Annotated in this window: 22 protein-coding genes, 1 pseudogene and 1 riboswitch; of the genes and pseudogenes, 7 read left to right on the plus strand and 16 right to left on the minus strand. The window is 68.8% G+C overall.

Going from position 1 to position 22925, the window contains the following annotated elements:
- The 3 genes from ACFE77_RS11010 to ACFE77_RS11020 form a co-directional block, all read right to left on the minus strand.
- Positions 1–424: endonuclease domain-containing protein (locus ACFE77_RS11010; RefSeq protein ID WP_375421686.1), on the minus strand; the 424-nt coding region annotated here is incomplete at its 3' end.
- A 68-nt stretch (positions 425–492) separates the two neighbouring features.
- On the minus strand, positions 493–2070 hold the full coding sequence (gene serA, locus ACFE77_RS11015) for a phosphoglycerate dehydrogenase (RefSeq protein ID WP_375421687.1): 1578 nt from the start codon (positions 2068–2070) through the stop codon (positions 493–495).
- A gap of 148 nt (positions 2071–2218) precedes the next feature.
- A complete protein-coding gene (locus ACFE77_RS11020; protein ID WP_375421688.1) occupies positions 2219–3373 on the minus strand; it encodes a phosphoserine transaminase in 1155 nt (384 codons plus the stop codon).
- A 126-nt stretch (positions 3374–3499) separates the two neighbouring features.
- Between ACFE77_RS11020 and ACFE77_RS11025 the strand changes: the two genes are divergently transcribed.
- Positions 3500–4138, plus strand: coding sequence for an extensin family protein (locus ACFE77_RS11025; RefSeq protein WP_375421689.1), 639 nt, complete (start codon positions 3500–3502; stop codon positions 4136–4138).
- A gap of 33 nt (positions 4139–4171) precedes the next feature.
- Complete coding sequence (locus ACFE77_RS11030) at positions 4172–5059, plus strand: TIGR00730 family Rossman fold protein (RefSeq protein ID WP_375421690.1); 888 nt, start codon at positions 4172–4174, stop codon at positions 5057–5059.
- Between the two features lie 183 nt (positions 5060–5242).
- Here the strand turns inward: ACFE77_RS11030 and ACFE77_RS11035 are convergent, their stop codons facing one another.
- Complete coding sequence (locus ACFE77_RS11035) at positions 5243–5944, minus strand: c-type cytochrome (RefSeq protein ID WP_375421691.1); 702 nt, start codon at positions 5942–5944, stop codon at positions 5243–5245.
- 109 nt (positions 5945–6053) lie between these two features.
- Here ACFE77_RS11035 and ACFE77_RS11040 point away from each other — a divergent pair, with 109 nt between their 5' ends.
- From ACFE77_RS11040 to ACFE77_RS11050, 3 genes are all read left to right on the plus strand, one after another.
- The gene (locus ACFE77_RS11040; protein WP_375421692.1) at positions 6054–6944 is read left to right on the plus strand and encodes a prephenate dehydratase; all 891 of its coding nucleotides are present in this window, start codon (positions 6054–6056) and stop codon (positions 6942–6944) included.
- Positions 6945–7000: 56 nt separating this feature from the next.
- Positions 7001–8251 (plus strand): putative DNA modification/repair radical SAM protein, encoded by a 1251-nt coding sequence (locus ACFE77_RS11045; protein ID WP_375421693.1) that lies wholly within the window; start codon positions 7001–7003, stop codon positions 8249–8251.
- Positions 8252–8492: 241 nt separating this feature from the next.
- A complete protein-coding gene (locus ACFE77_RS11050) occupies positions 8493–9887 on the plus strand; it encodes a UdgX family uracil-DNA binding protein (protein ID WP_375421694.1) in 1395 nt (464 codons plus the stop codon).
- A 106-nt stretch (positions 9888–9993) separates the two neighbouring features.
- On the opposite strand, the gene ACFE77_RS11055 is transcribed toward ACFE77_RS11050, so the two are convergent.
- Positions 9994–10791 (minus strand): aldo/keto reductase, encoded by a 798-nt coding sequence (locus ACFE77_RS11055; RefSeq protein WP_375421695.1) that lies wholly within the window; start codon positions 10789–10791, stop codon positions 9994–9996.
- Positions 10792–10893: 102 nt separating this feature from the next.
- Here ACFE77_RS11055 and ACFE77_RS11060 point away from each other — a divergent pair, with 102 nt between their 5' ends.
- Positions 10894–11529: a DedA family protein gene (locus ACFE77_RS11060; RefSeq protein WP_375421696.1), complete on the plus strand. Its 636-nt coding sequence runs from the start codon at positions 10894–10896 to the stop codon at positions 11527–11529.
- On the opposite strand, the gene ACFE77_RS11065 is transcribed toward ACFE77_RS11060, so the two are convergent.
- The 10 genes from ACFE77_RS11065 to ACFE77_RS11110 form a co-directional block, all read right to left on the minus strand.
- Positions 11510–12202, minus strand: a complete 693-nt coding sequence (locus tag ACFE77_RS11065; RefSeq protein WP_375421697.1) for a DJ-1/PfpI family protein — start codon at positions 12200–12202, stop codon at positions 11510–11512. The genes ACFE77_RS11060 and ACFE77_RS11065 overlap by 20 nt on opposite strands.
- Before the next feature lie 17 nt (positions 12203–12219).
- A riboswitch (ZMP/ZTP riboswitch) is annotated at positions 12220–12298 on the minus strand.
- A gap of 261 nt (positions 12299–12559) precedes the next feature.
- Positions 12560–13027, minus strand: a complete 468-nt coding sequence (locus tag ACFE77_RS11070; protein ID WP_375421698.1) for a hypothetical protein — start codon at positions 13025–13027, stop codon at positions 12560–12562.
- A gap of 11 nt (positions 13028–13038) precedes the next feature.
- A complete protein-coding gene (locus tag ACFE77_RS11075; RefSeq protein ID WP_375421699.1) occupies positions 13039–13575 on the minus strand; it encodes a demethoxyubiquinone hydroxylase family protein in 537 nt (178 codons plus the stop codon).
- Entirely contained in the window at positions 13572–14048 is a 477-nt protein-coding gene (locus ACFE77_RS11080; RefSeq protein WP_375421700.1) for a disulfide bond formation protein B, read from the minus strand. The genes ACFE77_RS11075 and ACFE77_RS11080 overlap by 4 nt, the downstream gene beginning before the upstream one ends.
- Positions 14045–15394, minus strand: a complete 1350-nt coding sequence (locus tag ACFE77_RS11085; RefSeq protein WP_375421701.1) for a S41 family peptidase — start codon at positions 15392–15394, stop codon at positions 14045–14047. The genes ACFE77_RS11080 and ACFE77_RS11085 overlap by 4 nt, the downstream gene beginning before the upstream one ends.
- Positions 15395–15488: 94 nt before the next feature.
- Positions 15489–16667 (minus strand): murein hydrolase activator EnvC family protein, encoded by a 1179-nt coding sequence (locus tag ACFE77_RS11090; RefSeq protein ID WP_375421702.1) that lies wholly within the window; start codon positions 16665–16667, stop codon positions 15489–15491.
- A gap of 4 nt (positions 16668–16671) precedes the next feature.
- Positions 16672–17094 (minus strand): 23S rRNA (pseudouridine(1915)-N(3))-methyltransferase RlmH, encoded by a 423-nt coding sequence (locus ACFE77_RS11095; protein WP_375421707.1) that lies wholly within the window; start codon positions 17092–17094, stop codon positions 16672–16674.
- The gene (gene rsfS, locus ACFE77_RS11100) at positions 17094–17537 is read right to left on the minus strand and encodes a ribosome silencing factor (RefSeq protein WP_375421703.1); all 444 of its coding nucleotides are present in this window, start codon (positions 17535–17537) and stop codon (positions 17094–17096) included. Before rsfS ends, ACFE77_RS11095 begins: the two co-directional genes overlap by 1 nt.
- Before the next feature lies 1 nt (position 17538).
- Entirely contained in the window at positions 17539–18153 is a 615-nt protein-coding gene (locus ACFE77_RS11105; protein WP_375421704.1) for a nicotinate-nucleotide adenylyltransferase, read from the minus strand.
- Between the two features lie 275 nt (positions 18154–18428).
- Positions 18429–19691, minus strand: a complete 1263-nt coding sequence (locus ACFE77_RS11110; RefSeq protein ID WP_375421705.1) for a glutamate-5-semialdehyde dehydrogenase — start codon at positions 19689–19691, stop codon at positions 18429–18431.
- Positions 19692–19752: 61 nt separating this feature from the next.
- Between ACFE77_RS11110 and ACFE77_RS11115 the strand changes: the two genes are divergently transcribed.
- A complete protein-coding gene (locus ACFE77_RS11115) occupies positions 19753–20823 on the plus strand; it encodes a DUF3667 domain-containing protein (RefSeq protein ID WP_375421706.1) in 1071 nt (356 codons plus the stop codon).
- 6 nt (positions 20824–20829) lie between these two features.
- Here the strand turns inward: ACFE77_RS11115 and ACFE77_RS11120 are convergent.
- Positions 20830–22925, minus strand: a pseudogene (locus tag ACFE77_RS11120) (chromosome segregation protein); the annotation flags it as partial.

A 22925-nucleotide genomic window follows, 5' to 3' on the forward strand; every position in this document is an offset into this window, starting at 1 on the left:
CGGAAACAACCCCCCCCCCCCCCCCCCCCCCCCCGGGGGGGGGGGGGGGGGGGGGGGGGGGGGCTGCCCCAAGCGCGACGATGATCGCATGGCAAACGCCGTCCGGATTGGTCATCACGTCCAGATTGCTGAAGCGGATCACGTTGAAACCTTGTTTCTGAAGCAGCGCCGATCGGCGTTCGTCGCGCGCTTGATCGCTGTGGGTGTCGCCGTCAACTTCGATGATGAGTTTCGCGGATCTAGCGACGAAGTCGGGTATGGCGCCGCCGACGTGCTGTCGGACGAACTTGACGCCGCCGAGCTGCCGATTGCGAAGATGCCGCCACAACCGAGCTTCCGCCTCGGTGGGTTCCCGACGCATCTTCCTAGCGCGGTCGAGGAGAACGGGATCGATCTTCACGTTCACGACTATCACGAACGACATCGCTCGCGGCAACCCCTCACCCCAGCCCTCTCCCCGCCGGGGAGAGGGCGCAAGACCGCACCGGCCTTTTAGAAGTTGAGGCCCATCGCGGTGCGGACGCCTGGGAGCGCCTTCACCGTCGCGAGCAGGTCGGCGGTGACCGGCTCGTCGACCGACAGCAACAGCACCGCCTCTCCGCCCGCCTCACGGCGGCCGAGATGGAAGGTGCCGATGTTGACGCCCGCCTCGCCCAGCGCGGTGCCGAGCCGGCCGATGAAGCCCGGCGCGTCCTCGTTGACGACGTAGAGCATCGGCCCGACCAGATCGGCCTCGACCTTGATCCCGAACAGCTCGACGAGCCGCGGCGCCTGGTCGCCGAACAGCGTCCCCGCAACCGAGCGTTCGCCCGCGTCGGTCTTAACCGATACCCGCAGCAGCGTGTGGTAATCGCCCTCGCGCTCGGTACGCACCTCGCGCACCTCCATGCCCCGCTCGCGCGCCAGCACGGGGGCGTTGACCATGTTCACCGTGTCGGTCTGGGTGCGCAGAAAGCCGCTGAGCACCGCGCTCGACAGCGGCTTCTGGTTCAGCTCGGCGGCGGCGCCCTCGCTGTGGATCGAGATCCGCGGGATCGCGCCGGTGGTGAGCTGGCCGACCAGGCTGCCGAGCTTCTCGGCGAGCGCCATATACGGCTTCAGCTTGGGCGCTTCCTCCGCCGACAACGACGGCATGTTGAGCGCGTTGGTGACCCCGCCCGAGACCAGGAAGTCCGCCATCTGCTCGGCCACCTGAATGGCGACGTTGACCTGCGCCTCGGTGGTCGACGCGCCGAGATGCGGGGTCGAGACGAAATTAGGCGTGCCGAACAGCGGCGAAGCCTTGGCGGGTTCCTCGACGAACACGTCGAGCGCAGCGCCGCCGACCTGCCCCGAATCGAGCGCCGCCTTCAGCGCGACCTCGTCGATCAGCCCGCCGCGCGCGCAATTGATGATCCGCACGCCGGGCTTGGTCTTGGCGAGCGCCTCGGCCGACAGGATGTTGCGGGTGCTGTCGGTCAGCGGGGTGTGCAGCGTGATGAAGTCGGCACGCGCGAGCAGTTCGTCGAGCGTTACCTTCTCCACGCCCATCTCGACCGCGCGTTCGGGGGTGAGGAAGGGATCGAACGCGACCACCTTCATCTTCAGCCCGCGTGCGCGATCCGCGACGATCGAGCCGATATTGCCCGCGCCGATCAGCCCGAGCGTTTTGGAGGTCAGCTCGACCCCCATGAAACGGTTCTTCTCCCACTTGCCCGCCTGGGTCGACGCGTCGGCCTCGGGCAGCTGGCGGGCGAGCGCGAACATCAGCGCGATCGCGTGTTCGGCGGTGGTGATGCTGTTGCCGAAGGGGGTGTTCATGACGACCACGCCCTTCGCCGAGGCGGCGGGAATATCGACATTGTCGACGCCGATGCCGGCGCGGCCGACAACCTTCAGATTGGTCGCGGCGTCGAGGATCGCCTTGGTCACCTTGGTCGAGCTGCGGATCGCGAGCCCGTCATAGTCGCCGACCATCGCGATCAGTTCGTCGGGGGTCTTGCCGGTGATCTCGTCGACCTCGACCCCGCGCTCGCGGAAGATCTGGGCGGCGCGGGGGTCCATCTTGTCGCTGATGAGGACTTTGGGCATGGGTTAGGTCCTTTGATTGGGTATGAATAACCCCCTCCCCGTCACCCCGGCGGAAGCCGGGGCCCATGGACAGCGCGCGCTCCGTTGGCGCAGACGCCGTAACCATGAGTCCCGGCGTTCGCCGGGAAGACGAAAAAGGGGCGGGAAATTACGCGCTCTTCGCGGTCGAATAGGCCCAGTCGAGCCACGGCCCGAGTGCCTCGATATCGGCGGTGTCGACGGTCGCACCGCACCAGATGCGCAACCCCGGCGGCGCGTCGCGATAGCCGGCGACGTCGAACGCGGCGCCTTCCTTTTCCAGCAGCGACGCCATCGTCTTGATGAGCGCTTCGTCCGCGCCCTCGACCGTCAGGCAAACGCTGGTCCGCGACCGCGACGCGGGATCGGCGGCAAGGTGCCCGAGCCAGTCGCGCGTCGCGACGATCCTGTCCAACGCCGCGGCATTGGCGTCCGACCGCGCGATCAAGCCGCCGGCCCCGAGCGACTTCGCCCATTCGAGGCAGAAGATCGCATCCTCAACCGCGAGCATCGACGGCGTGTTGATCGTCTCGCCCTTGAACACGCCCTCAGCGAGCTTGCCCTTCGACACCAGCCTGAAGACCTTCGGCAACGGCCACGCGGGGGTATAGCTCTCCAGCCGCTCGACCGCGCGCGGCCCGAGGATGATGACGCCGTGGCCGCCCTCGCCGCCCATCACCTTCTGCCAGGAGAAGGTCGCAACGTCGATCTTGTCCCAGGGAATGTCGTACGCAAACACCGCGCTGGTCGCGTCGGCAAAGCTCAAGCCTTCGCGATCGTCGGCGATCCAGTCGCCGTTCGGCACGCGCACGCCGCTGGTGGTGCCATTCCAGGTGAACAGCACGTCGGTCGACCAATCGACCTGCCCGAGATCCGGCAACGCGCCGTAATCCGCACGGATCACGGTGGGGTCGATCTTCAGCTGCTTGACCGCATCGGTCACCCAGCCTTCGCCGAAGCTCTCCCACGCCAGCGTCGTCACCGGTCGCGCGCCCAGCATCGTCCACATCGCCATCTCGAACGCGCCGGTGTCGGAACCGGGCACGATGCCGATGCGGTGGGTATCGGGCAGGCCAAGCAGTTCGCGCATCAGGTCGATGCTGTATTGCAGCCGCGCCTTGCCGATCTTCGAGCGATGCGAGCGGCCCAGCACCTCGGTCGCCAGACGCGACGCATCCCAGCCCGGTGGCTTGGCGCAAGGTCCCGACGAGAAATAGGGGCGAGCCGGCTTGGTCGCAGGCTTGGTAGGCGCACCGGTAACGGGTGCGGTCGCGGTATCCGTCAATGTATCTCTCCTTACAGAGAGCACGCGCCGCGTTGGGACGGCGTGGCCCGCCGACGGCCCTAGAGATGCGCCGGTCGGAGGGCAAGCGACATCGACAAAGCGCTGAGATGGCTCGATGAAGCACCGATGAAACCCGCCATCCTGATCCTGCTCGTCCTACTCGCCGCCTGCGGCAAGACCGAAAGGCCTGCGCAACAGCCGCGGCGGATCGCGGCACCGTCGCTACGCGAGACCACCCAGTGCCTCGCCGATCTGCGTGCGGAAAGCATCGCGTTCCGGGTGCTGCCCGACAAGGATTACGGCAATGGTTGCGGGCTCGCGGGCGCGGTGCAGCTGATCGAGATCGGAGTGCCGGTCACCGGGTTGACCGCGGTCCGCTGCGGCCAAGCGCGGGCGTTCGACTCGTGGATCCGCCACGCGGTCGCACCCGCCGCGTTTCAGATGCTGGGCAGCGAACTCGCACGGGTCGAGACGATGGGCAGCTATGCGTGCCGCAACGTCGTCGGTTCGGCCCGCAACGCCGACCGGCGATCAGGCCACGCGATCGCCAACGCGATCGACATCGGCGGGTTCGTGCTGAAGGACGGGCGGCGCGTCACCATCCTGAACGACTGGACCTCGCCCGATCCTGCGGTTCACGCGTTCTTGCAGACCATCCGCGCCTCGGCATGCAAGCGCTTTGGAACGGTATTGTCGCCCGATTACAACGCCGCGCACCGCAATCACCTGCATCTCGAGAATGACGGCGCGCGCTTCTGCCGCTAGCGTCGCGGCGCGCTTTGCCCTACCCGCGCCCGCATGACCGATACCCGCGTACCGAGCCGCGTCTTCCCACGCGCCAAGCAGGATGCCGAGACCGCCAATGCCGGCCTCTCGACGCCGCAAACCGAAAATCCGGCCTATCGGCTGGCGTTCCAGGACATGGATTTCCTGCTGCGCGAGGATCTACGCCCGGTGCGCTTCCAGCTGGAATTGCTGAAGCCGCAATTGCTGCTCGACGAGGCCAACATCGCTTCGACCTTCGTCTTCTACGGCTCCGCGCGCATTCCGGAGCCGGCCAAGGCGCAGTCGATGCTCGATCTGGCGGCCGACGAGAAGGGCCGCGCGATCGCGCAGAAGCTGGTCGAGAAGTCGCGCTATTACGAGGTCGCGCGCGAGCTCGCGCAGAAGGTCAGCCAGTTGCCGACCGACGAGAACGGCAAACGCCAATTCGTGGTGTGTTCGGGCGGCGGACCGTCGATCATGGAGGCCGCTAATCGCGGCGCGCACGATGTCGGCGCCGAATCGATCGGGCTCAACATCGTCCTGCCGCACGAACAGGCGCCCAATCCGTACGTCACGCCGGCGCTGTCGATGCAGTTTCACTATTTCGCGTTGCGAAAGATGCACTTCCTGCTTCACGCCCGCGCGCTGGCGGCGTTTCCGGGTGGGTTCGGCACGTTCGACGAGTTGTTCGAGCTGCTGACGTTGATCCAGACCGGCAAGATCGCCCCGATCCCGGTCCTGCTGGTCGGCCGCGCGTTCTGGGACCGGGTCGTCAATTTCGAGGCGCTGGTCGAGGAGGGCGTGGTGTCCGAACGCGACCTCGGCATCTTCACCTTCGTCGAGACGGCGGACGAGGCCTGGGCGGCGGTGCAGCGCTTCTACGACGAACGCGCGAAGCAGGATCCCTCGCCGCCGGTCTGAGGATCGGCGAGCCGCTTACCCGCTGCTCACTGAAATTCTCGTCATCCCCGCGCAGGCGGGGATCCAGATCCTACGCCGTCGATGATCGATCGCGAGCTTCGCCAGTATGGATCCCCGCCTGCGCGGGGATGACGGCGTAAGCTCGGTGCGACCGATCAGACATCCGCAACCGGCGTAGCGCCGTTACTTCCCCGCCTTCGCACCCTCGATCGCGGCGTTCGGATCGACCGATGGAGCCCCAGAGGCAGGGGTGCCGGTGTTGCTGATGTCCGCGGTGCCGTCGCGCACGCCGTTCTCGGCCTTGGACGCCGGGGTCACCGCGACGCCGTCCGCGGGAACCGCGGCGCCCGCTGGGGGCGCGGCGGGCAGCGGCAGGTTCGAGCCCTGCTGATTGAGGTACAGGATGACGTTGGCACGGTCCTGCGGGTTGCCGAGGCCGGCGAAGGTCATCTTGGTGCCGTTCGCGAACTTGCGCGGGCTGATCAGCCACGCGTTCATCTTGTCAAAGTCCCAATTGCCGCCGACCGCCTTCAGCGCATCGGAGAACGGATAGCCGCCCTTGCCCTGCGCGACCGCCTCGCCGAGCGTGCCATACAGGTTCGGCCCGACGCCGTTGGCGCCGCCCTGGTTGATCGTGTGGCACGCGGCGCACTTCTTGAAGACTTCGGCACCCTTGGCCGCATCGGCAGTCGCGAGCAGCGCCGCGATCGGCACCTCGGCAGCGGCACCGCCGGCCCCACCCTCGGCCTCGACGCCCTCGATCGCATAGCCCATCTTCTCCGGCCGCTCGCCGTGGAACACCATGCCGCCGACGATTGACAGGCCCAGCGCTGCACCGCAGGCAGCCAGCGTCCAGCCAGCGATCGTGTTGGTCCGATTGTCCATGGTTGCGCGCCGAGCCCCTGAAATAAAGTCGCTACCCCATAGAAAAGGCAGTCAGTCACCGCAAGCGGCGCTTGAACGCGAAACGCCGCGACCGTAACGCGCATGAGCCATGCAGAACTTCGCCGCGCCCGCCCGCCCGATCGTCGCGGCCATGATCGATGCCGCGGCGCGGTCGCCCGATCGCTGCGTCGCCTTCCAGGGAGCGCCCGGCGCCAACAGCCATGTCGCGGTGGTGGAGGCGTTTCCCGACGCGCTGCCGCTGCCGTGCTTCTCGTTCGACGACGCGATCGACGCGGTGAAGGAAGGCCGCGCCGATTGCGCGATGATCCCGATCGAGAATTCGCTGCACGGCCGCGTCGCCGACATCCATTTCCTGCTCCCCGAATCCGGACTGGTGATCACCGGCGAGCATTTCCTGTCGATCCGCCATGCGTTGATGGGGCTCGGCCCGCGCGACGGGGTGCGCGAGGCGATGAGCCATCCCCAGGCGCTCGGCCAGTGCCGGCATTGGCTGAAGGCGCACGGCATTCGCCAGGCGAGCTACCCCGACACCGCCGGCGCCGCCGCCTATGTCGCCGAACTGGGCGACCCCAGCGTCGCTGCGCTGGCACCGCCGGGTGCGGCGGCGATCTACGGGCTGGAGCTGCTCGCGACCGACATCGCCGATGCGGATCACAACATGACCCGGTTCGTGGTGCTCGCCCGCGGCGGTATGCCGGTGCTGGGGGACGGCGCGGTGATGACCACTCTGGTGTTCGAGGTGAAGAACGTCCCCGCGGCGCTCTACAAGGCATTGGGCGGGTTCGCGACCAACGGCGTCAACATGACCAAGCTTGAGAGCTACCAGCGCGGCGGCAGCTTCGCCGCGACCGAATTCTACGCCGACGTGGTCGGCCGCCCGAGTGACCCCGGGCTGGACCGTGCGATTGAGGAGCTGGGCTTCCATTCCAAATGGATGCGCGTGCTTGGCACATACCCGCAGGCCCGCCCTCGAGGGTAAGATTGCATGCTGACAATTACTTGCCAGCGGCACCTCTAGAACATATATCGAACGGGATGGCGCAGCTCGACACCCGTGAGAAGCTGGCGATCCTCGCCGATGCCGCCAAGTACGATGCGTCCTGTTCCTCCTCCGGCAGCGTCAAGCGGACCTCGCGCGACGGCAAGGGCATCGGCTCGACCGACAGCGGAATGGGCATCTGCCATGCCTATGCGCCCGACGGTCGGTGCATCAGCCTGCTCAAGATCCTGCTGACCAACAGCTGCATCTTCGACTGCCATTACTGCATCAACCGCAAGAGCTCGAACGTCCGCCGTGCGCGCTTCACCGCGCAGGAGGTCGTCGATCTCACCCTCGCCTTCTACAAGCGCAATTATATCGAGGGGCTGTTCCTCTCGTCGGGCATCATCGCGTCGTCGAACTACACGATGGAGCAGATCGTTGAGGTCGCGCGCAGCCTGCGCGAGGATCATCAGTTCCGCGGTTATATCCACCTCAAGACCATCCCCGACGCCGATCCCGAGCTTGTTCACCAGGCGGGCCTCTACGCCGATCGCGTGTCGATCAACGTCGAGCTACCGACCGCGGGCGGGCTAAAGCGTCTCGCGCCCGAGAAGGACGGCGCGCGGATCGAGACCGCGATGCGCGAGGTGAAGACCTCGATCATCGACTTGAAGGACGCCAAAAAGCGCTACAAGTCGGCGCCGCGCTTCGCACCTGCGGGGCAATCGACGCAAATGATCGTCGGCGCCGACGCGGCGACCGATGGCGACATCGTCACTCGCGCGTCGTCGCTCTACGACCGGTTCGACCTACGGCGCGTCTATTATTCGGCGTTCAGCCCGATCCCCGATGCCAGCGCGGTGTTGCCGCTGCAGCGGCCGCCGCTGATGCGCGAGCACCGGCTCTACCAGTCCGACTGGCTGATGCGCTTCTACGAGTTCACGCCGGCCGAGGTGGTCGCTGCGGCGGACGATGCGACCGGAATGCTGCCGCTCGACATCGATCCCAAGCTCGCCTGGGCACTGAAGTTCCGCGGCTCCTTCCCGGTCGACGTCAACCGCGCCCCGCGCGAGATGCTGCTACGGGTGCCGGGGTTGGGCACGAAGGCGGTCGCGTCGATCCTGACGAGCCGGCGCTGGCGGCGGCTGCACCTCGCCGATGTCGCGCGACTGACGGTGTCGGTGGCGAAAGTGCGGCCGTTCATTGTCGCCGAGGATTGGCGTCCGGTGGTGCTCGCCGATCGCGCCGAGGTGATGCCGCGCGCCAAGCCGAAGCCCAAGCAGATGGAATTGTTCGCGGCTTGAGCGGAAACGCTGCCGTGGAAGATCGTTGGCTGCCTCGAGAGGATGTAGGCATTCGCTACGCAAGCCACCCCGAATGCTGCCGGCACCCTGAGGTTACCGCCACCCCGGCGAAGGCCGGGGCCCAGTTGGGGAACGGTCGTAAATGGGTGCTGCGCGTCGTCACGATCGTTTCCGACCTGGGCCCCGGCCTTCGCCGGGGTGGTGGTAATGATGGTGGTGGTCGAATGGGAGAAGGGCCAGCTTGCACGTCGTAACCATCCCCCAACCCGATGATTTCGACGCGTGGCGCGACGCCGCGCGCAGCCTCGCCGCGGGCGGAGTGGCGCCGGAAGAAGTGGTCTGGCAGGTCGGCGATGCGCCCGGCGATTTGTTCGCCGCGGTGGCGGACGCGGGACCTGCCCCGCCCGGCCCGTCCTTCGCCGTACCCCGCGCCTTCATCGATCTCGCCAAGCGCGCGATCCTCGCCCGCGAACCCGAACGCTTCGCACTGCTCTACACGCTGCTGGTGCGGCTTCGCCACGAGCCGAAGCTGATGGACGACCGCGCCGACCCGCTGGTCCGCCGGCTCGACACGATCGCGAAGGATGTGCGTCGCGACATCCACAAGATGCGCGCCTTCGTCCGCTTCCGCGAGGTGGCCGATGATGGCGGACCGCGCTTCGTCGCCTGGTTCGAACCCGATCACCACATCGTCCGGGTCAATGCGGGCTTCTTCATCGATCGCTTCGCCAGCATGCGCTGGTCGATTCTGACGCCCGAGGTCTCGATCCACTGGGACGGCACCACGCTCACCGAAGGCCCCGGGGCGAGCAAGGCCGACGCGCCCGATGGCGATCCGACCGAGGAGGTCTGGAAGACCTATTACGCCAACATCTTCAACCCGGCGCGGCTGAAGATCGGCGCGATGCTGCGAGAGATGCCGCGGAAATACTGGAAGAACATGCCCGAAACCGCGCTCGTCCCGGCGCTGATCGCGGGCGCGCAGGCACGGGAGAGCGGGATGATCGAAACGGCGCGCGACACCATCGGCGGCAACAGCGCGGCCGCATTGGCGGCGCTACGCGAAGAGGCGATGGGGTGCACCCGCTGCCCGCTCTACAAGCCCGCGACGCAGACGGTGTTCGGGGAAGGTCCGGTCGACGCGGCGATGATGGTGGTCGGCGAGCAGCCCGGCGATCAGGAGGACCTTGCCGGCCGGCCGTTCGTCGGCCCCGCAGGGCAGGTGTTCGACCGCGCGCTGGCGGAGGCGCAGGTCGATCGGTCGCGGGTCTACGTCACCAACGCGGTCAAGCATTTCAAATTCGAACAGCGCGGCAAGCGGCGCATCCACAGCAAGCCCGGCATCGGCGAGATCGATGCATGCCGTTGGTGGATCGATCAGGAACGCCTGCTGGTGAAGCCGCAGGTCACCGTTGCGATGGGCGCGACCGCGGCGCGATCGCTGTTCGGGCGCACCATGACGATCGGCCGCGAACGCGGGCGCGCGATCGACCTGCCGGGCGGGGGCGTCGCGTGGATCACGGTGCATCCGAGCTATCTGCTGCGCCTGCCCGACGAGGTACAGAAGGCCGAGGAATATGCGCGGTTCGTGGACGATCTGCGCGCGGCGGCGGCGATGTTGGAGCCGGTTGGGTAGGTGAAGGCCTCGGCTTGCCGCAAATGTGCTCCCGCGAAGGCGGGAGCTCAGTACTGGGTCGCCGCCTTTGCGGGGACACAATGACCGAAGCGCAAGTCGGTAAGACCTACAACACCGCCGGATCCGGCCCGATCCGCCCGTCCGCGTCGTCCAGCGCATCGATCGCCGCGATGTCCTCGTCGTCCAGCGTCAGGTCGAGCGCTGCGAAGTTGTCGCTGAGATGCTCGGCATCCGCGGCCTTCGGGATCACCGACAGGCCGTGCGCGAGGTGCCAGGCGATCACCACCTGTGCGGCCGACCGGCCATGCTTCGCCGCCGCGGCTTCGACCGCGGGATCATGAAGCAGCGTCCCGCCCTGCCCGAGCGGGCTCCAGCTCTGCGTCACGATGCCGTGCGCCTCATGATAGGCGCGCGCCTCGCGTTGCTGGAAGCGCGGGTGGAGCTCGATCTGGTTGACCGCGGGCGTCACCCCGGTCCCGGCGACGATCGCGTCGATATGCTCGGGCAGAAAATTCGATACGCCGATCGACCGCGTCTTGCCCGCATCGCGCAGCGCGACCAGCGAGCGCCACGCATCGACATAGGCGCCTTCCGACGGTCGCGGCCAGTGGATCAAATACAGGTCGACGGCATCGACCCCGAGCAGCGCCAGACTTTCGTCCAGCGCCGCCTCGGCATCGCGGTGACGGTCGTTCCACAATTTGGTGGTCAGGAACGCCTCGCTGCCCTGCATCGCTTCGCCGACGCCGCGTTCGTTATGGTAGAAGGCGGCGGTGTCGACCAGCTCGAAGCCGAGATCGAGCCCCTTGCGTACCACCAAGGCGACCTGCGTGTCGGGGATCTGGTAGGTACCCATGCCGAGCTGCGGCATCGAGCGTCCATCGTTAAGCGTCATCTGTGTCATGCGCGGGCAAGCGCGCCAGCCGCCGCGTGGTTCCGGTGACGGTCCCCGGCCGCGCACGAAAATGCTTTCCTTGGGCGCGCCGATCACGCAAGCGCCAGTCCCATGTTCGAGAAGATCCTGGCGGCCCTGGCCACCTTCACCATCGGCGTGATCTCAAGCGGGGGTTACCTCGGCATCGCGCTGTTGATGGCGATCGAGAGTGCGTGCATCCCGCTGCCGTCCGAAATCATCATGCCGTTCGCCGGCTATCTGGTGTCGACGGGCCAGTTCAACCTGTACGCCGCCGCCACCGCGGGCGCGCTCGGCTGCAATCTCGGGTCGATCGTCGCCTATGAGGCGGGCAAGCGCGGCGGGCGGCCGTTCGTCGAACGCTGGGGCCGCTATCTGCTGATCGGCGCGGACGAGCTCGACGCGGCGGACCGGTTCTTCGCGCGGTGGGGAAGCCTCGCGGTGCTGATCGGGCGGCTGCTGCCGGTGATCCGCACCTTCATCGCGTTCCCGGCAGGCGTGGCGCGGATGCGGCTGGTGCCTTTCCACATCTACACGTTCGTGGGATCGTGGCCGTTCTGCCTCGCGCTCGCCTGGCTGGGGATGAAGCTCGGCGACAAGTGGAACAGCGATCCGCGGGTGAAGGCCGCGTTCCACCAGGCCGATCTCGCGATCGGGCTGGTGCTCGTCGCGCTGGCGGCGCTCTACATCTGGCACCGCGTCAACGGGATCAGGAAAAACCGCGCCTGACCGCAAGCGCGCGCAGATCGTCGTCGCGGGTTGGCGCGAGTTGCGCGGTGCGGCGCCGGACCGCGGCGACGATCGCCGGATCGGCCTTGTCGGGCGAACCGCTGTCGAACGGCGGCGCGGGGTCGTATTCCAGGCTGAGCTGGACCGCCTTGGCGTGCGCCTCGCCCCGCAGGATCCCGGTCAGCGTCAGCGCAAAGTCGATCCCCGCGGTCACCCCGCCGCCGGTCACGCGGTTGCGATCGACGACGACCCGCTCGGCGACCGGTTCTGCCCCGAACAGCGGCAGCATGTCGCGCTGCGCCCAGTGGCAGCCGGCGCGATAGCCGCGCAGCAGCCCGGCCGCGCCGAGGATCAGCGATCCGGTGCAGACGCTGGTCACCCACGCGGCCGAGGCGCCGACGGCCGCGACCCACGCCATCACCTCGTTGTCCGCGATCACGTCGTTGACCCCGAACCCGCCGGGTACGCACAGGATGTCCGCGCGCGACACCTCGGCGAGCGTCGCGGTCGGCAGGATCGCAAAACCGGCGTCTGTCATTACCGGATCGCGCGTCTTCCAGACGAGATCGAGCCTGGCATCACCCAGCCGCGACAGCACCTGTGCGGGGGCGGTCAGATCGAGCTGGGTGACGTTCGGGAATAGCAGGAAGGCGATGTGTAGTGGTTCGGACATGCGCGGGCTCCTTCGACGAGGGGTGCCCAGGCGCGCGGCTCGCTTCGGTCACGCTTCCCCGTGGTGATCCACAATGCGCCAGTCGCGTGACGGACGGAGGATAGGACGGGGTTTGGTGCAAGGCAATGTCGCCGCGGCTCCCTGTCCCTTGTGTCCCCGCGAAGGGGGGATCCAGTACTGCGCTCCCGCCTTCGCGGGAGCACAAGCAGCGGGGAGCGTCTCCATCATCACCACCCCGGCGAAGGCCGGGGCCCAGGTGGGAAACGATCGTGACGAGGGGCATCGCTCCGTTACAACCACCTTCCCGACTAGGCCCGGGCCTCCGCAGGGGTGGCGTATACGTTCGGGACCGAACGCCTACTGCCCCTCGCTCTGCGCCGCCTTCGCCGCCGTGTTCGCCTTGCGCGCCGCTCTCGCCTGCTGCGCGAAGCAGCCGGTCGCCCCAGCCGCGCCGACGGTGGAGCAGCTGCCGATCGAACTCACCCCGACGCCGGTATCCATCGCGCCCTGCGCGCGCGCCGCCCAGCTCTCGTTCTGGGGGGTCACCTGGAACTCGCGCAGTTCCTTCGGAACGCGAAACTGTTCTTCGGCGCCGCGTTTCTCGCAGATCACGATCTCGTTGCCGTTGGTATCGGTCGGGCAGCGTTCGTTGCCGTAGAGCACGAGCACGCCGTTGATCGGCGCGCGCTTGGCAACTTCGCCCGGGCCCTCGGCGGTCCTGACCCGCGGCGCACCCGGGAGCGCGGCCTGTTGCGCGACGGCGGCGGGAGCAGCGAGCGCGAGGGTCGCGAGTGCGGCGATCGATACGGGGACACGGATACGCATCGGCATTCCTCTCAAATCCTCTTCGCGGCGGCGATCGCCACCTTGCAGCCGAGCCGGATCAGCCCGCTCAACACCGGATAGCCGACCACGCTTTCCGCACCGGCGGAGATCGCATGGTCGCGGTGCTCGACTTCCTCCGCGCGGAAATCCGCGATCGCCGCGCTGAGTTCGGGGTCGCTGTCGCCAAGCGCGATCAGCTGTTCGCCATAATGATCGTCGATCTCGGTTTCGACCGCGGCGGTGCAGGCCATCGCCGCCTCGGGACCGAGCGCCGCAGTCACCGCGCCGAGCGCGAAGCCGGCGACGTTCCAGATCGGCTGGAGGATGGTCGGGCGGACGCCGCGCTTGACGATCATCGAATCGAAGAAGGCGCGGTGGCGTTCCTCCTGCGCGGCCATGTGGTGGATCGCGCGCGCCGCGGGGTGGCGGTCGCCGAGCACCGCGAGCTGCCCCGCATAGATGCGCGTGGCGCCATATTCGCCCGCCTGGTCGACGCGGATCATCGAATCGGTCGCGGCCTTGCGGTCGCCGGGCTTCCAGCCGTTCATCGTGATTTCCGTAGCAGCAGGAGGATCGCCGCCGCGCCCGACAGCGAGAGGATCGCGTTGAACCCGGCGAGCGACACGCCCGCGAAGGTCCATTGCGCGGCATCGCAACGCACGATGGGCGCGTTCATCAATTGGTCGAGCCGCGCCGCCGCGGTCAGGCCATCGAGCTTCGCAGTGCTGGTGCAGGCGGTGATTCCCGGCCACCAATGATATTCGACCCCGGCATGGAAGACGCCGATCGCGCCGCTTACCGCGATCAGCAACGCCGCGACGACGACCAGGACGCGCGCCTGTCCCGCCACCACGAACGCGAGCAGCGCGACGACGACCGCGGCATAATGCGGCCAGCGCTGCCAATGGCACATCTCGCACGGGTAGAGATGCCCGATCAGCTGTGTGCCCCATGCCCCGGCGAGCAACGCCGCGGGGACCAGCAGGGCGAGCAGCCGGGCGAGCCGCAGCGATGGCGTCACTTGGCCGCCGGCGTCTTCACGACGGGCTTGGTCGCCGCTGCCACCTGAGCGGCACCGCCGAGCCGCGCGACCGTCTTCAGCGCATAATAGAGCTGGAAGTCCTCGACTCCTTCCTTCTTCAGCGCCTCGGGCGTCATCGCGAAGCGCGGATCGGTCTTGACGTCTTCCTCGAGGATCTTGTCGTCCGCCTTCACCTCGTTGATGAGATGGCGGCGCAGGTCCGCCTCGCGGAACACCGGGCGCGACTTGTAGTCGGGGTCGCTGATCTGGGGCACGCGGATGTCGGGTTCGATCCCGCCCTCCTGCACCGACTTGCCCGACGGCGTGTAGTAGCGCGCGGTGGTCAGGCGCAGCGCGGTCGACGGCCCGATCGGCAGCAGCGTCTGCACCGATCCCTTGCCGAAGGTCCGCTCGCCCATCACCAGCGCGCGGTGGTGGTCCTGGAGCGCACCAGCGACGATCTCGGACGCCGACGCGGTGCCCGGATCGGTCAGCACGACGACCGGCAGGCCGTGGGCATCGTCGCCGGGCTTGGCAAAGTAGCGCTCGATATCGGTCTTCTCGCGGCCACGCTGCGACACGATCTCGCCGTGATCGAGGAACGCGTCGCTGACCGCGATCGCCTGGGTCAGCAACCCGCCGCCATTGGCGCGCAGATCGACGACATAGCCGAGCGGACGATGGCCGAGCGACTTGTCGATCGCCATGATCGCGGCGCGCGTATCGGCACCGGTATTTTCGGAAAAGGTGTTGATGTTGATGTAGCCGACATCGCCGCGAACTTCCCACTTCACCGGCTTCTGGACGATGACTTCGCGCATCATCGACAGCTCGAGCGGCTTGTCGCGCCCCGGCCGCACCAGCCCCAGCGTGATCTTGGTGCCGGGCTTGCCGCGCATCAGCCCGATCGATTCATCGAGCGTGTCGCCGTAGATCAGCTTGCCGTCGATATGCGTGATGTAGTCGCCCGATTTCACCCCGGCGCGCGCGGCGGGCGTGTCCTCCTGCGGCGCGATCACCTTGACCGCGCCATCCTCCATCGAGACGGTCAGGCCCAATCCGCCGTAAGTGCCTTCGGTCTGGATCTTCAGATTGTCGAAATCGAGCGCGTCGACATAGGAGGAATGCGGGTCGAGCGACGCCAACATGCCCTGGATCGCGCCCTTGATCAGCGTCTTGTCGTCGACCTTGTCGACATAATCCGCCTTCACCCGATTGAACACGTCGAGGAACTGGTCGAACTCGCGATAGGTGTCGGTATCGACCGCCGCCATCGCCTGCGTCGCGATCGGGATCATGATCACGCTGCCGAGCAGGGCGGTCGCGGTAAGGAGCGGGCGGGCCATCGGACTTCCTGATTACGGGATAGCGTCCATCTCTAACGCCATTGCCGCGCGGATCAAAGCAAACCGGTGCTGAACGGCGGCTGAGCGGCGGACGTCAACCCACCAACGCCGCCATGTCGATCGGCCGTCCACGTCTCCGCAACTCTACGGTGACCCGCGGCTCGTCGCCCGTCGGGGCGCGGCCGATCGGCGCCCCCATCGCGACGAGGGTGCCGACCTTGACCGCGGTCTCGCCCAGCCCCGCGATCAGGCTGGTCCAGCCGCCGCCATGATCGACGATCACGACCACGCCGTACGCACGAAACCGCCCCGCATAGCGCACGACGCCCCCCGCCGGTGCAACCACCGGCGCCGCTGGCGGGACTGCGAAGGTCAGCCCACGCGATCGCACGCCGGACGCGGAAACCTCGTCGAACCCGGTCATCAGCCGCCCACGCACCGCGAGCCGGTAGACGCCGCGCGGGGAAGTCGGCACCACGCTGCCCGCCGCCACCGGACGCGGGCGCGGTCCGCCGATCGCGGCGAGGTCGATCGCGGTGGTCGCGGCGCTGCCCTCCTCGGTCATCCGGTCGACAAGCTCGCGCGCCTGTTCGCCGAGCGCGAGCGCGCGGTCCGATTCGCCCATGGCACCCCGGCCGAGCGCGCGACTGCGCTGGCGATGCGTCGCCTCCAGCGTCGCCAATGCGACCCGATCCGCCTCCAGCTTGGAGCGGGTCCGCGCGAGCGCCGCCGCCGCCGCCGCCGCGCTCGCCTGCAACGACCGCATCCGTACGACATCGGCGCGCACTGCCGCAGTCCGCGCCCGCACCACAGGCAACGCGCTGCCGAGCACCGCCCGGACATGGACCAGATCGTCGACCGATCCCGGCTGGGCGATCGCGACCACCGTCGGCCGCCGCGCCAGCGACTGCAACGCCGCCAGCAGTCGCGCGACCGGCGCCTGCGCCCCGCCCAACCGCGCGCGCTGCACCGCCAGCCGCTGATCGACCAGCGCCGCGCGCGCCTTGGCCCCCGCCAGCTCGGCGGCGGCGGCAGTGACCCACGCGGCAAGCGAGGCTTCCTCGATCCGCGCGCGATCGGCGGCATTACGTTCGCCCGCCGCGCGTCTGGCGAGCATATCGGCGCGCGCGGCGGCGGCGCTCGCCTCGCGCTGGGCGGTCGCCAGCCTGGCGCGCTGATCCGCCGCAGACGGCACCTGTGCGCGCACGCCGATCGCGGACACGATCCCGATCACGAGCACTATCGCCCCCGCAAATACCCATCCCCGGCTCACCGCATCAGCCTTCGCGGTGATAAGGATGGTTGGCAAGGATGCTGACCGCGCGGAACAGCTGTTCGGCGAGCATCGCCCGCGCCAGCATATGTGGCCAGGTAGCGCGGCCGAAGCTCAGCAGCAGATCGGCATCGGCCCGCTCGGCGGCGTCGAAACCGTCCGCCGCACCGATCAGGAACCGCGCCTCGCGCACGCCATCGTCGCGCCATCGCCCCAGCTGCATCGCGAACGCGACGGAACCAAGCACCTCGCCGGTCTCGTCCAGCATCACGCGCTTGGTCTGCGGCTCGACGGCGGGCAGCTTGCCGCCACGATCGGGCAGCTCGGTGACCCGCGTCGGCCACGCGATCCGCTTCAGATACCGGTCGACGAGCTCCGCCTCGGGCGATCGCCCGATCCGGCCGCGCGCGACGATATGAAGCAGGATCAGGCCTGCCCCACCGTATCGATGCCGGTGCTGGTACCGGGCTGGGCGGCCGGATCGCTCGCGCCGGGCGGCGGCGGCGCGTCGCCGAACGCCCACATCCGTTCCAGGTTGTAGAAGCTGCGCACTTCCGGGCGGAACAGGTGAATGATGATGTCGCCCGCATCGACCAGCACCCAGTCGGCGGTGGGCAAACCTTCGATCCGGACGATGCGTCCGGTATCGGCCTTGATCTTCTCGGCGAGCTTCCCGGCCATCGACGCAACCTGCCGCGTCGACCGGCCCGAGGTCACGACCATGAAGTCGGCGATCGACGATTTGCCCGCGAGCGGGATCGACACGGTCTCGACCGCCTGATCGTCTTCGAGAGTGTCGAGGATCAGCTTGTGCAGCGCCTCCACCTCTTGCGGGTCGGACGCGCGAATTACGGGGGAAGGTGTCGCCAAGTTAGCTCCTGGGTTGCTGGGCCGGGTGGCTGAAACGCCGGTGCCAGTCGGGATCGGCCGCACGGGCCTGCGTTGCGGAAGTCGGGTCGGGGCGAAAGCGCAGCAGCACGAGGGCCGGCAAGCTCCACGTCGTCCAGTTCTTCGCATGGCGTGCGGGGTGTTGGAAGCGCCGCAGCCAACCCATCGCGGGTGCCGCGAGGGCCTTGTCGTCATAGCCGGGTCGCGCGACGACCGCAATCGGGATCGCACGCGCGATCCGCCGCCAGTCGCGCCAGCGGTGGAACTGGGCGAGATTGTCCGCTCCCATCAGCCACACGAACCGCGTCTTGGGGTAGCGCCGCCTGAGCGCGAGGATGGTATCGAGCGTATAGCGCGTGCCGAGCCGCGCCTCGATATCAGTCGCGCGGATCGGCGCGCGCCGCGCCATCCGCTTCGCCGACGCGAGCCGAACCGCGAGCGGCGCCATGTCGCGCGCGCCCGCCTTCAACGGATTGCCCGGCGACACCAGCCACCAAGCCTGGTCGAGATCGAGCGCGCGGATCGCCGCCAGCGTCACCCGCCGGTGCCCCCGATGCGCCGGGTTGAACGATCCCCCGAGCAGGCCGACGCGGGTCATGACGCGAACGATCGCCGCGCGCCGTGGGTGCCGATCACTTTAGGGCAACCGATCGGCGCCATCGGGATCATGTCTACGCGCATCGCGCGCGATGCCTTTCGATTATCGCGTCGATCTCGGCACCGACTTGGTCATGCGGCACCACATCTCCGCGCTCGACCGCATCGAGACCGACCCGGATGAACGCGCGCTCGCGGTCCCGGTGTCTGCACATCTGCTCGCCACCGGCGCCTCCGCCGTTCACGTCGCGCACGTTGGAAGGGCACTCAGCCCCATCAACCCCGGATCTGCCCCGTGCCGCGGCCCACCCATTTATACGTGGTCAGCCCCTCCAGCGCGACCGGCCCGCGGGCGTGCAGTCGGCCCGTCGCGATGCCGATCTCGGCGCCGAGGCCGAATTCGCCGCCGTCGGCGAACTGGGTCGATGCGTTCCAGAGGACGATCGCGCTGTCGACTTCGGCGAGGAAGCGCTCCGCTACTGCCACGTCTTCAGCAACGATCGCGTCGGTGTGGTGCGAGCCGTGCCGCGCGATGTGCGCGATCGCGTCTTCGACGCCGTCGACCAGGCGCGCCGAGGCGATCGCGTCGAGATATTCGGTGTCCCAGTCCGCGTCCTCGGCCGGCTGGAGCTCCGGCCGGATCGCGCGCAGGCCGATATCGGCGCGCACTTCGCAATCGGCGGAGACCAGCGCCGCGACCAGCGCGTCGGGATCGGGATAGTCGCGGTGGATCAGCAGCGTTTCCATCGCGCCGCACACCCCGGTCCGGCGCATCTTGGCGTCGAGCACGATCGCCCGCGCCATCGCCGGGTCCGCCGACGCATCGACATAGACATGGTTGATGCCGTCCAGATGCGCGAGCACCGGCACCCGCGCCTCGGCCTGAACGCGCGCGACCAGGCTCTTGCCGCCGCGCGGCACCAGCAGGTCGATCACCCCGTCCGCCTTCAGCATCGCGCCGACCGCGGCACGGTCGGTCGTCGGCACCAGCTGCACCGCATCCTCCGGCAAGCCTGCCTCGGTCATCGCACGCGACAGCACGGCGTGGATCGCGCGGTTGCTCGCGATCGCCTCCGATCCGCCGCGCAGGATCACCGTGTTGCCCGCCATCACGCACAGCGCCGCGGCGTCGGCGGTCACGTTGGGCCGGCTTTCGTAGACGATCCCGATCACCCCGATCGGCACCCGCACCCGCGACAGCGCCAGCCCGTTAGGGCGTTCGCGCCGGTCGATCACCTCGCCGACCGGATCGGGCAGCGCCGCCACCGCGGCGACGCCGTCGGCCATGCCCGTGACCCGATCCTCGTCGAGGCGCAAACGGTCGAGCAGCGCCGCCGACAGGCCCGCCGCTTCGCCGCGCGCCATGTCGGTCGCGTTGGCGGCGAGGATCGCGGGCGCCTCGGCCCGGATGGCGGCGGCGGCGGCGGCGAGCCCGCGCGCCTTGTCCGCGGTCGGCATCGCCGCGACGATCCGCGAGGCGGCACGGGCGCGGCGGCCGAGATCGGCGATCAGCGCGGCGGGGTCATCGGCATCGGCCATCCGCAGCCGTTATCATGCATCGCCTCTCGCGCCAACGCGCGGGCCTTGCTACCCACCGCGCATGTCGGGGGATATCGCAGCAGCCGGAGACATCATCACCGGTGCGCTCGCCGCACGCGCGGTGGAGCCGCATGCCGGGGAAGCGCACGGTCACAACACCGCCTTGTGCCTCAACTGCGGCACAAGGCTGATCGGCGCGCATTGCCATGCCTGCGGGCAGTCCGGCCATGTCCACCGCACCGTCGGCGCGATCGGGCACGAGATCGCGCACGGCGTGTTCCACTTCGAAGGGAAGATCTGGCGGACGCTGCCGATGCTCGCGTTCCGGCCGGGCGACCTCACGCGGCGCTATGTCGCGGGCGAGCGCGCGCGCTTCGTGTCGCCCCTGGCGCTGTTCCTGTTCACCGTGTTCCTGATGTTCGCGACGATCAGCGCGTTCGGCGGCGAGATGTCGGACACGATCGTCGGGCCGAACGGCGCCCAGTCGCGCAAGGACATGATCGTCCAGCGCGAGAAGGTCCGCGCGGTCCTCGCCAGGGAGGAAGCCAAGCGCGCGGCGCTGGTGAAGGCGGGCAAGCCGACCAACGATCAGGACAACGACATCGCGACGCTGCGTGCCACTATCGCGGGGTTGAACGCCGTCACCGGCGCGATGCCCGCGAAGTCCGACGAGTTCAGCTTCACCGACATGAAGACCGGTTGGGAGCGGCTCGATCACGGCATCGCGAAGGCGAACGCCAATCCCGGGCTCGCCATCTACAAGCTGCAATCGAGCGCGTATAAATACAGCTGGATCCTGATCCCGCTATCGACGCCGTTCCTGGCGCTGCTGTTCCTGTGGCGACGACGGTTCGGGCTGTACGACCACGCGATCTTCGTGACCTATTCGCTGAGCTTCATGATGCTGCTGGTGATCGCGCTGATCGTCGCGGGCGCGCTCTCGCTGGCGGAAGGGTGGATCGTGATGGCCGCGTTGCTGGTCCCGCCCATCCACATGTTCGTGCAACTGCGCGGCGCCTATTCGCTGCGCAAGCGATCGGCACTGTGGCGGACGGTCGCGCTGATCAACTTCGCCGCGTTCGTGCTGACCGCCTTCCTGGTGCTGCTGCTGCTCCGCGGCCTCACCGAATAGCTGCAGTCAGACCGCCACCAGGGTCGTCGCGGCTTGCAGGTCGACCGACACCAGCCGGCTGACGCCGCGCTCGATCATCGTCACCCCGAACAGCCGGTGCATGCGGCTCATCGTCACCGCATTGTGCGTGACGATCAGGTAGCGCGTGTCGGTCTCCTTCGTCATGCGGTCGAGCAGGTCGCAGAAACGTTCGATATTGGCATCGTCGAGCGGCGCGTCGACCTCGTCGAGTACGCAGATCGGCGCGGGATTGGTCAGGAACAGCGCGAAGATCAGCGCGACCGCGGTCAGCGCCTGTTCGCCGCCCGACAACAGCGTCAGCGACTGCAGCCGCTTGCCCGGCGGCTGAGCGAGGATCTCCAGACCCGCCTCCAACGGATCGTCCGAATCGATCAGTTCCAGATGCGCCTGCCCGCCGTCGAACAGCGCGGTGAACAAGCGCCGGAAATGCCCGTCGACCGCCTCGAACGCCGCCAGCAGACGCTGCCGCCCCTCGCGGTTCAGCGTGCCGATCGACCCGCGCAGCCGATTGACTGCCTGGCCCAGCTCGTCGCGCTCCGCGGCGTTGCCGACGCTAAGGGCTTCCAGGTCGGCAAGCTCGCGCTCGGCGACCAGATTGACCGGCCCGATCCGCTCGCGATCCGCGCTCAGCCGTTCGTGCGCCGCCGATTCGGTGCTCGGATCGCGGACCGATGCGGGGTCGAAGCCGAGCTTGCCCGGCAGCAACACCGCGGGGCATTCGAAGCGCTCGCCCGACAAGCGGCCCATCTCGACGCGGCGCAGCTCCTGGTTCTCGACGCGCGCGGTCGCCCCGGCGCGCGACTCCCGCGCGGCCGACAACGTCTCGCCGGCGCGGCGGTGTAGCTCCTCGACGGTCCGCAGCGCGGAATCCGCCTCGCGTTCGGCGCCCGCCAGCGTTTCGGCGGCCGTCCGCGCCTGGGCATGCTCGGCCTCCAGTGCGACGATCGCGGTTGCGAGCGCGGCCGGGCGATCGGCGACCGCGTCCGCCTCTTCGACCAATTGCGCGTGGCGCTTGTCCATGTCGGCGATGCGCTTGGCCGCTTCGCCCGCCCGCGCGCGCCACGATCGTGCATCGGCAAGCGCTGCCGCCAGCCGTTCGCGATCGGCCTGCACCGCGCGGTCGAGGCTGCCACGCTCGGCTCGCGCCTGCGCCACCGCGGCACGGCGCAGCTCGGCATCGCGGCCGAGCGTCGCCACCGCTTCGCCGCTCGCCCGTCCGTCGGGGAGCGCAGCGACGACCGCGGCGGCGCGCGTCAGTTCCGCCTCCGCCTCGGCATGATCCCGCGCGATCCGCGCCGCCCGCTGGTCGAGATCCGCGCGCTGCCCGGTCAGCCGTTCGAGCGAAGCGATCGCGCGTTCCTCGTCGCGCGCGGCATCGCGCCCGCTGGTCTCGGCCCGCTTCAGGTCGGCGCGCGCGCGATCGGCGGCGGCCCGTGCCGCCACGATCGTCACCTCCACCGCCGCCCGCGCCGCCTCGGCATCCGTTAGCGCCGCCTGTGCCGCCGGGCGTTCCGCGGCTAGCGCCTTTAGCCGATTAAGCCGTTCAAGCCGTTCCGCGGCTGCCGCCCCGCTCCCCTCCACGACGAACCCGTCCCATCGCCGCAGCGCGCCGTCCCGGGTGACGAGGCGCTGTCCCACCGCCAGCGCCACGCCGGTGTCCTCGTCGGTCACGAAGATCTGGGCGAGCCGCCGCGCCAATGCCGGAGGCGCCTCCACCCGGTCGGCAAGGCGGACCACGCCACCAGGCGGTGGAGGGTCGCCCGCGCGCCGCGCCTCGCCTGGCCACGCGTCCATGCCGAGCTCCAGATCGTCGCCGAGTGCCGCCGCCAGCGCACGCTCGTAACCGGGCGCAGGCGTCAGTCGGTCGAGCAGCCGCTCGCGCCCGGTGCGCTGGGTCGCGCGGGTCAGCGCGGTCATCTCGCTGTCGATCACCGCGAGCGCCGCCCGCGCCGTGGCGCGCGCAGCCTCGGCGGTATCGCGCGTCGCGATCGCGATCCGCTCGTCGCCCTCCGCCGTCGCGACGCCCGCGCGGGCTTCGTCCGCCGCACCTTGCGCCGCCGCACGCGCGGCAGCGGCCGCAT

This window comes from uncultured Sphingomonas sp. (genome assembly GCF_964243315.1).
GTDB lineage: Bacteria > Pseudomonadota > Alphaproteobacteria > Sphingomonadales > Sphingomonadaceae > Sphingomonas.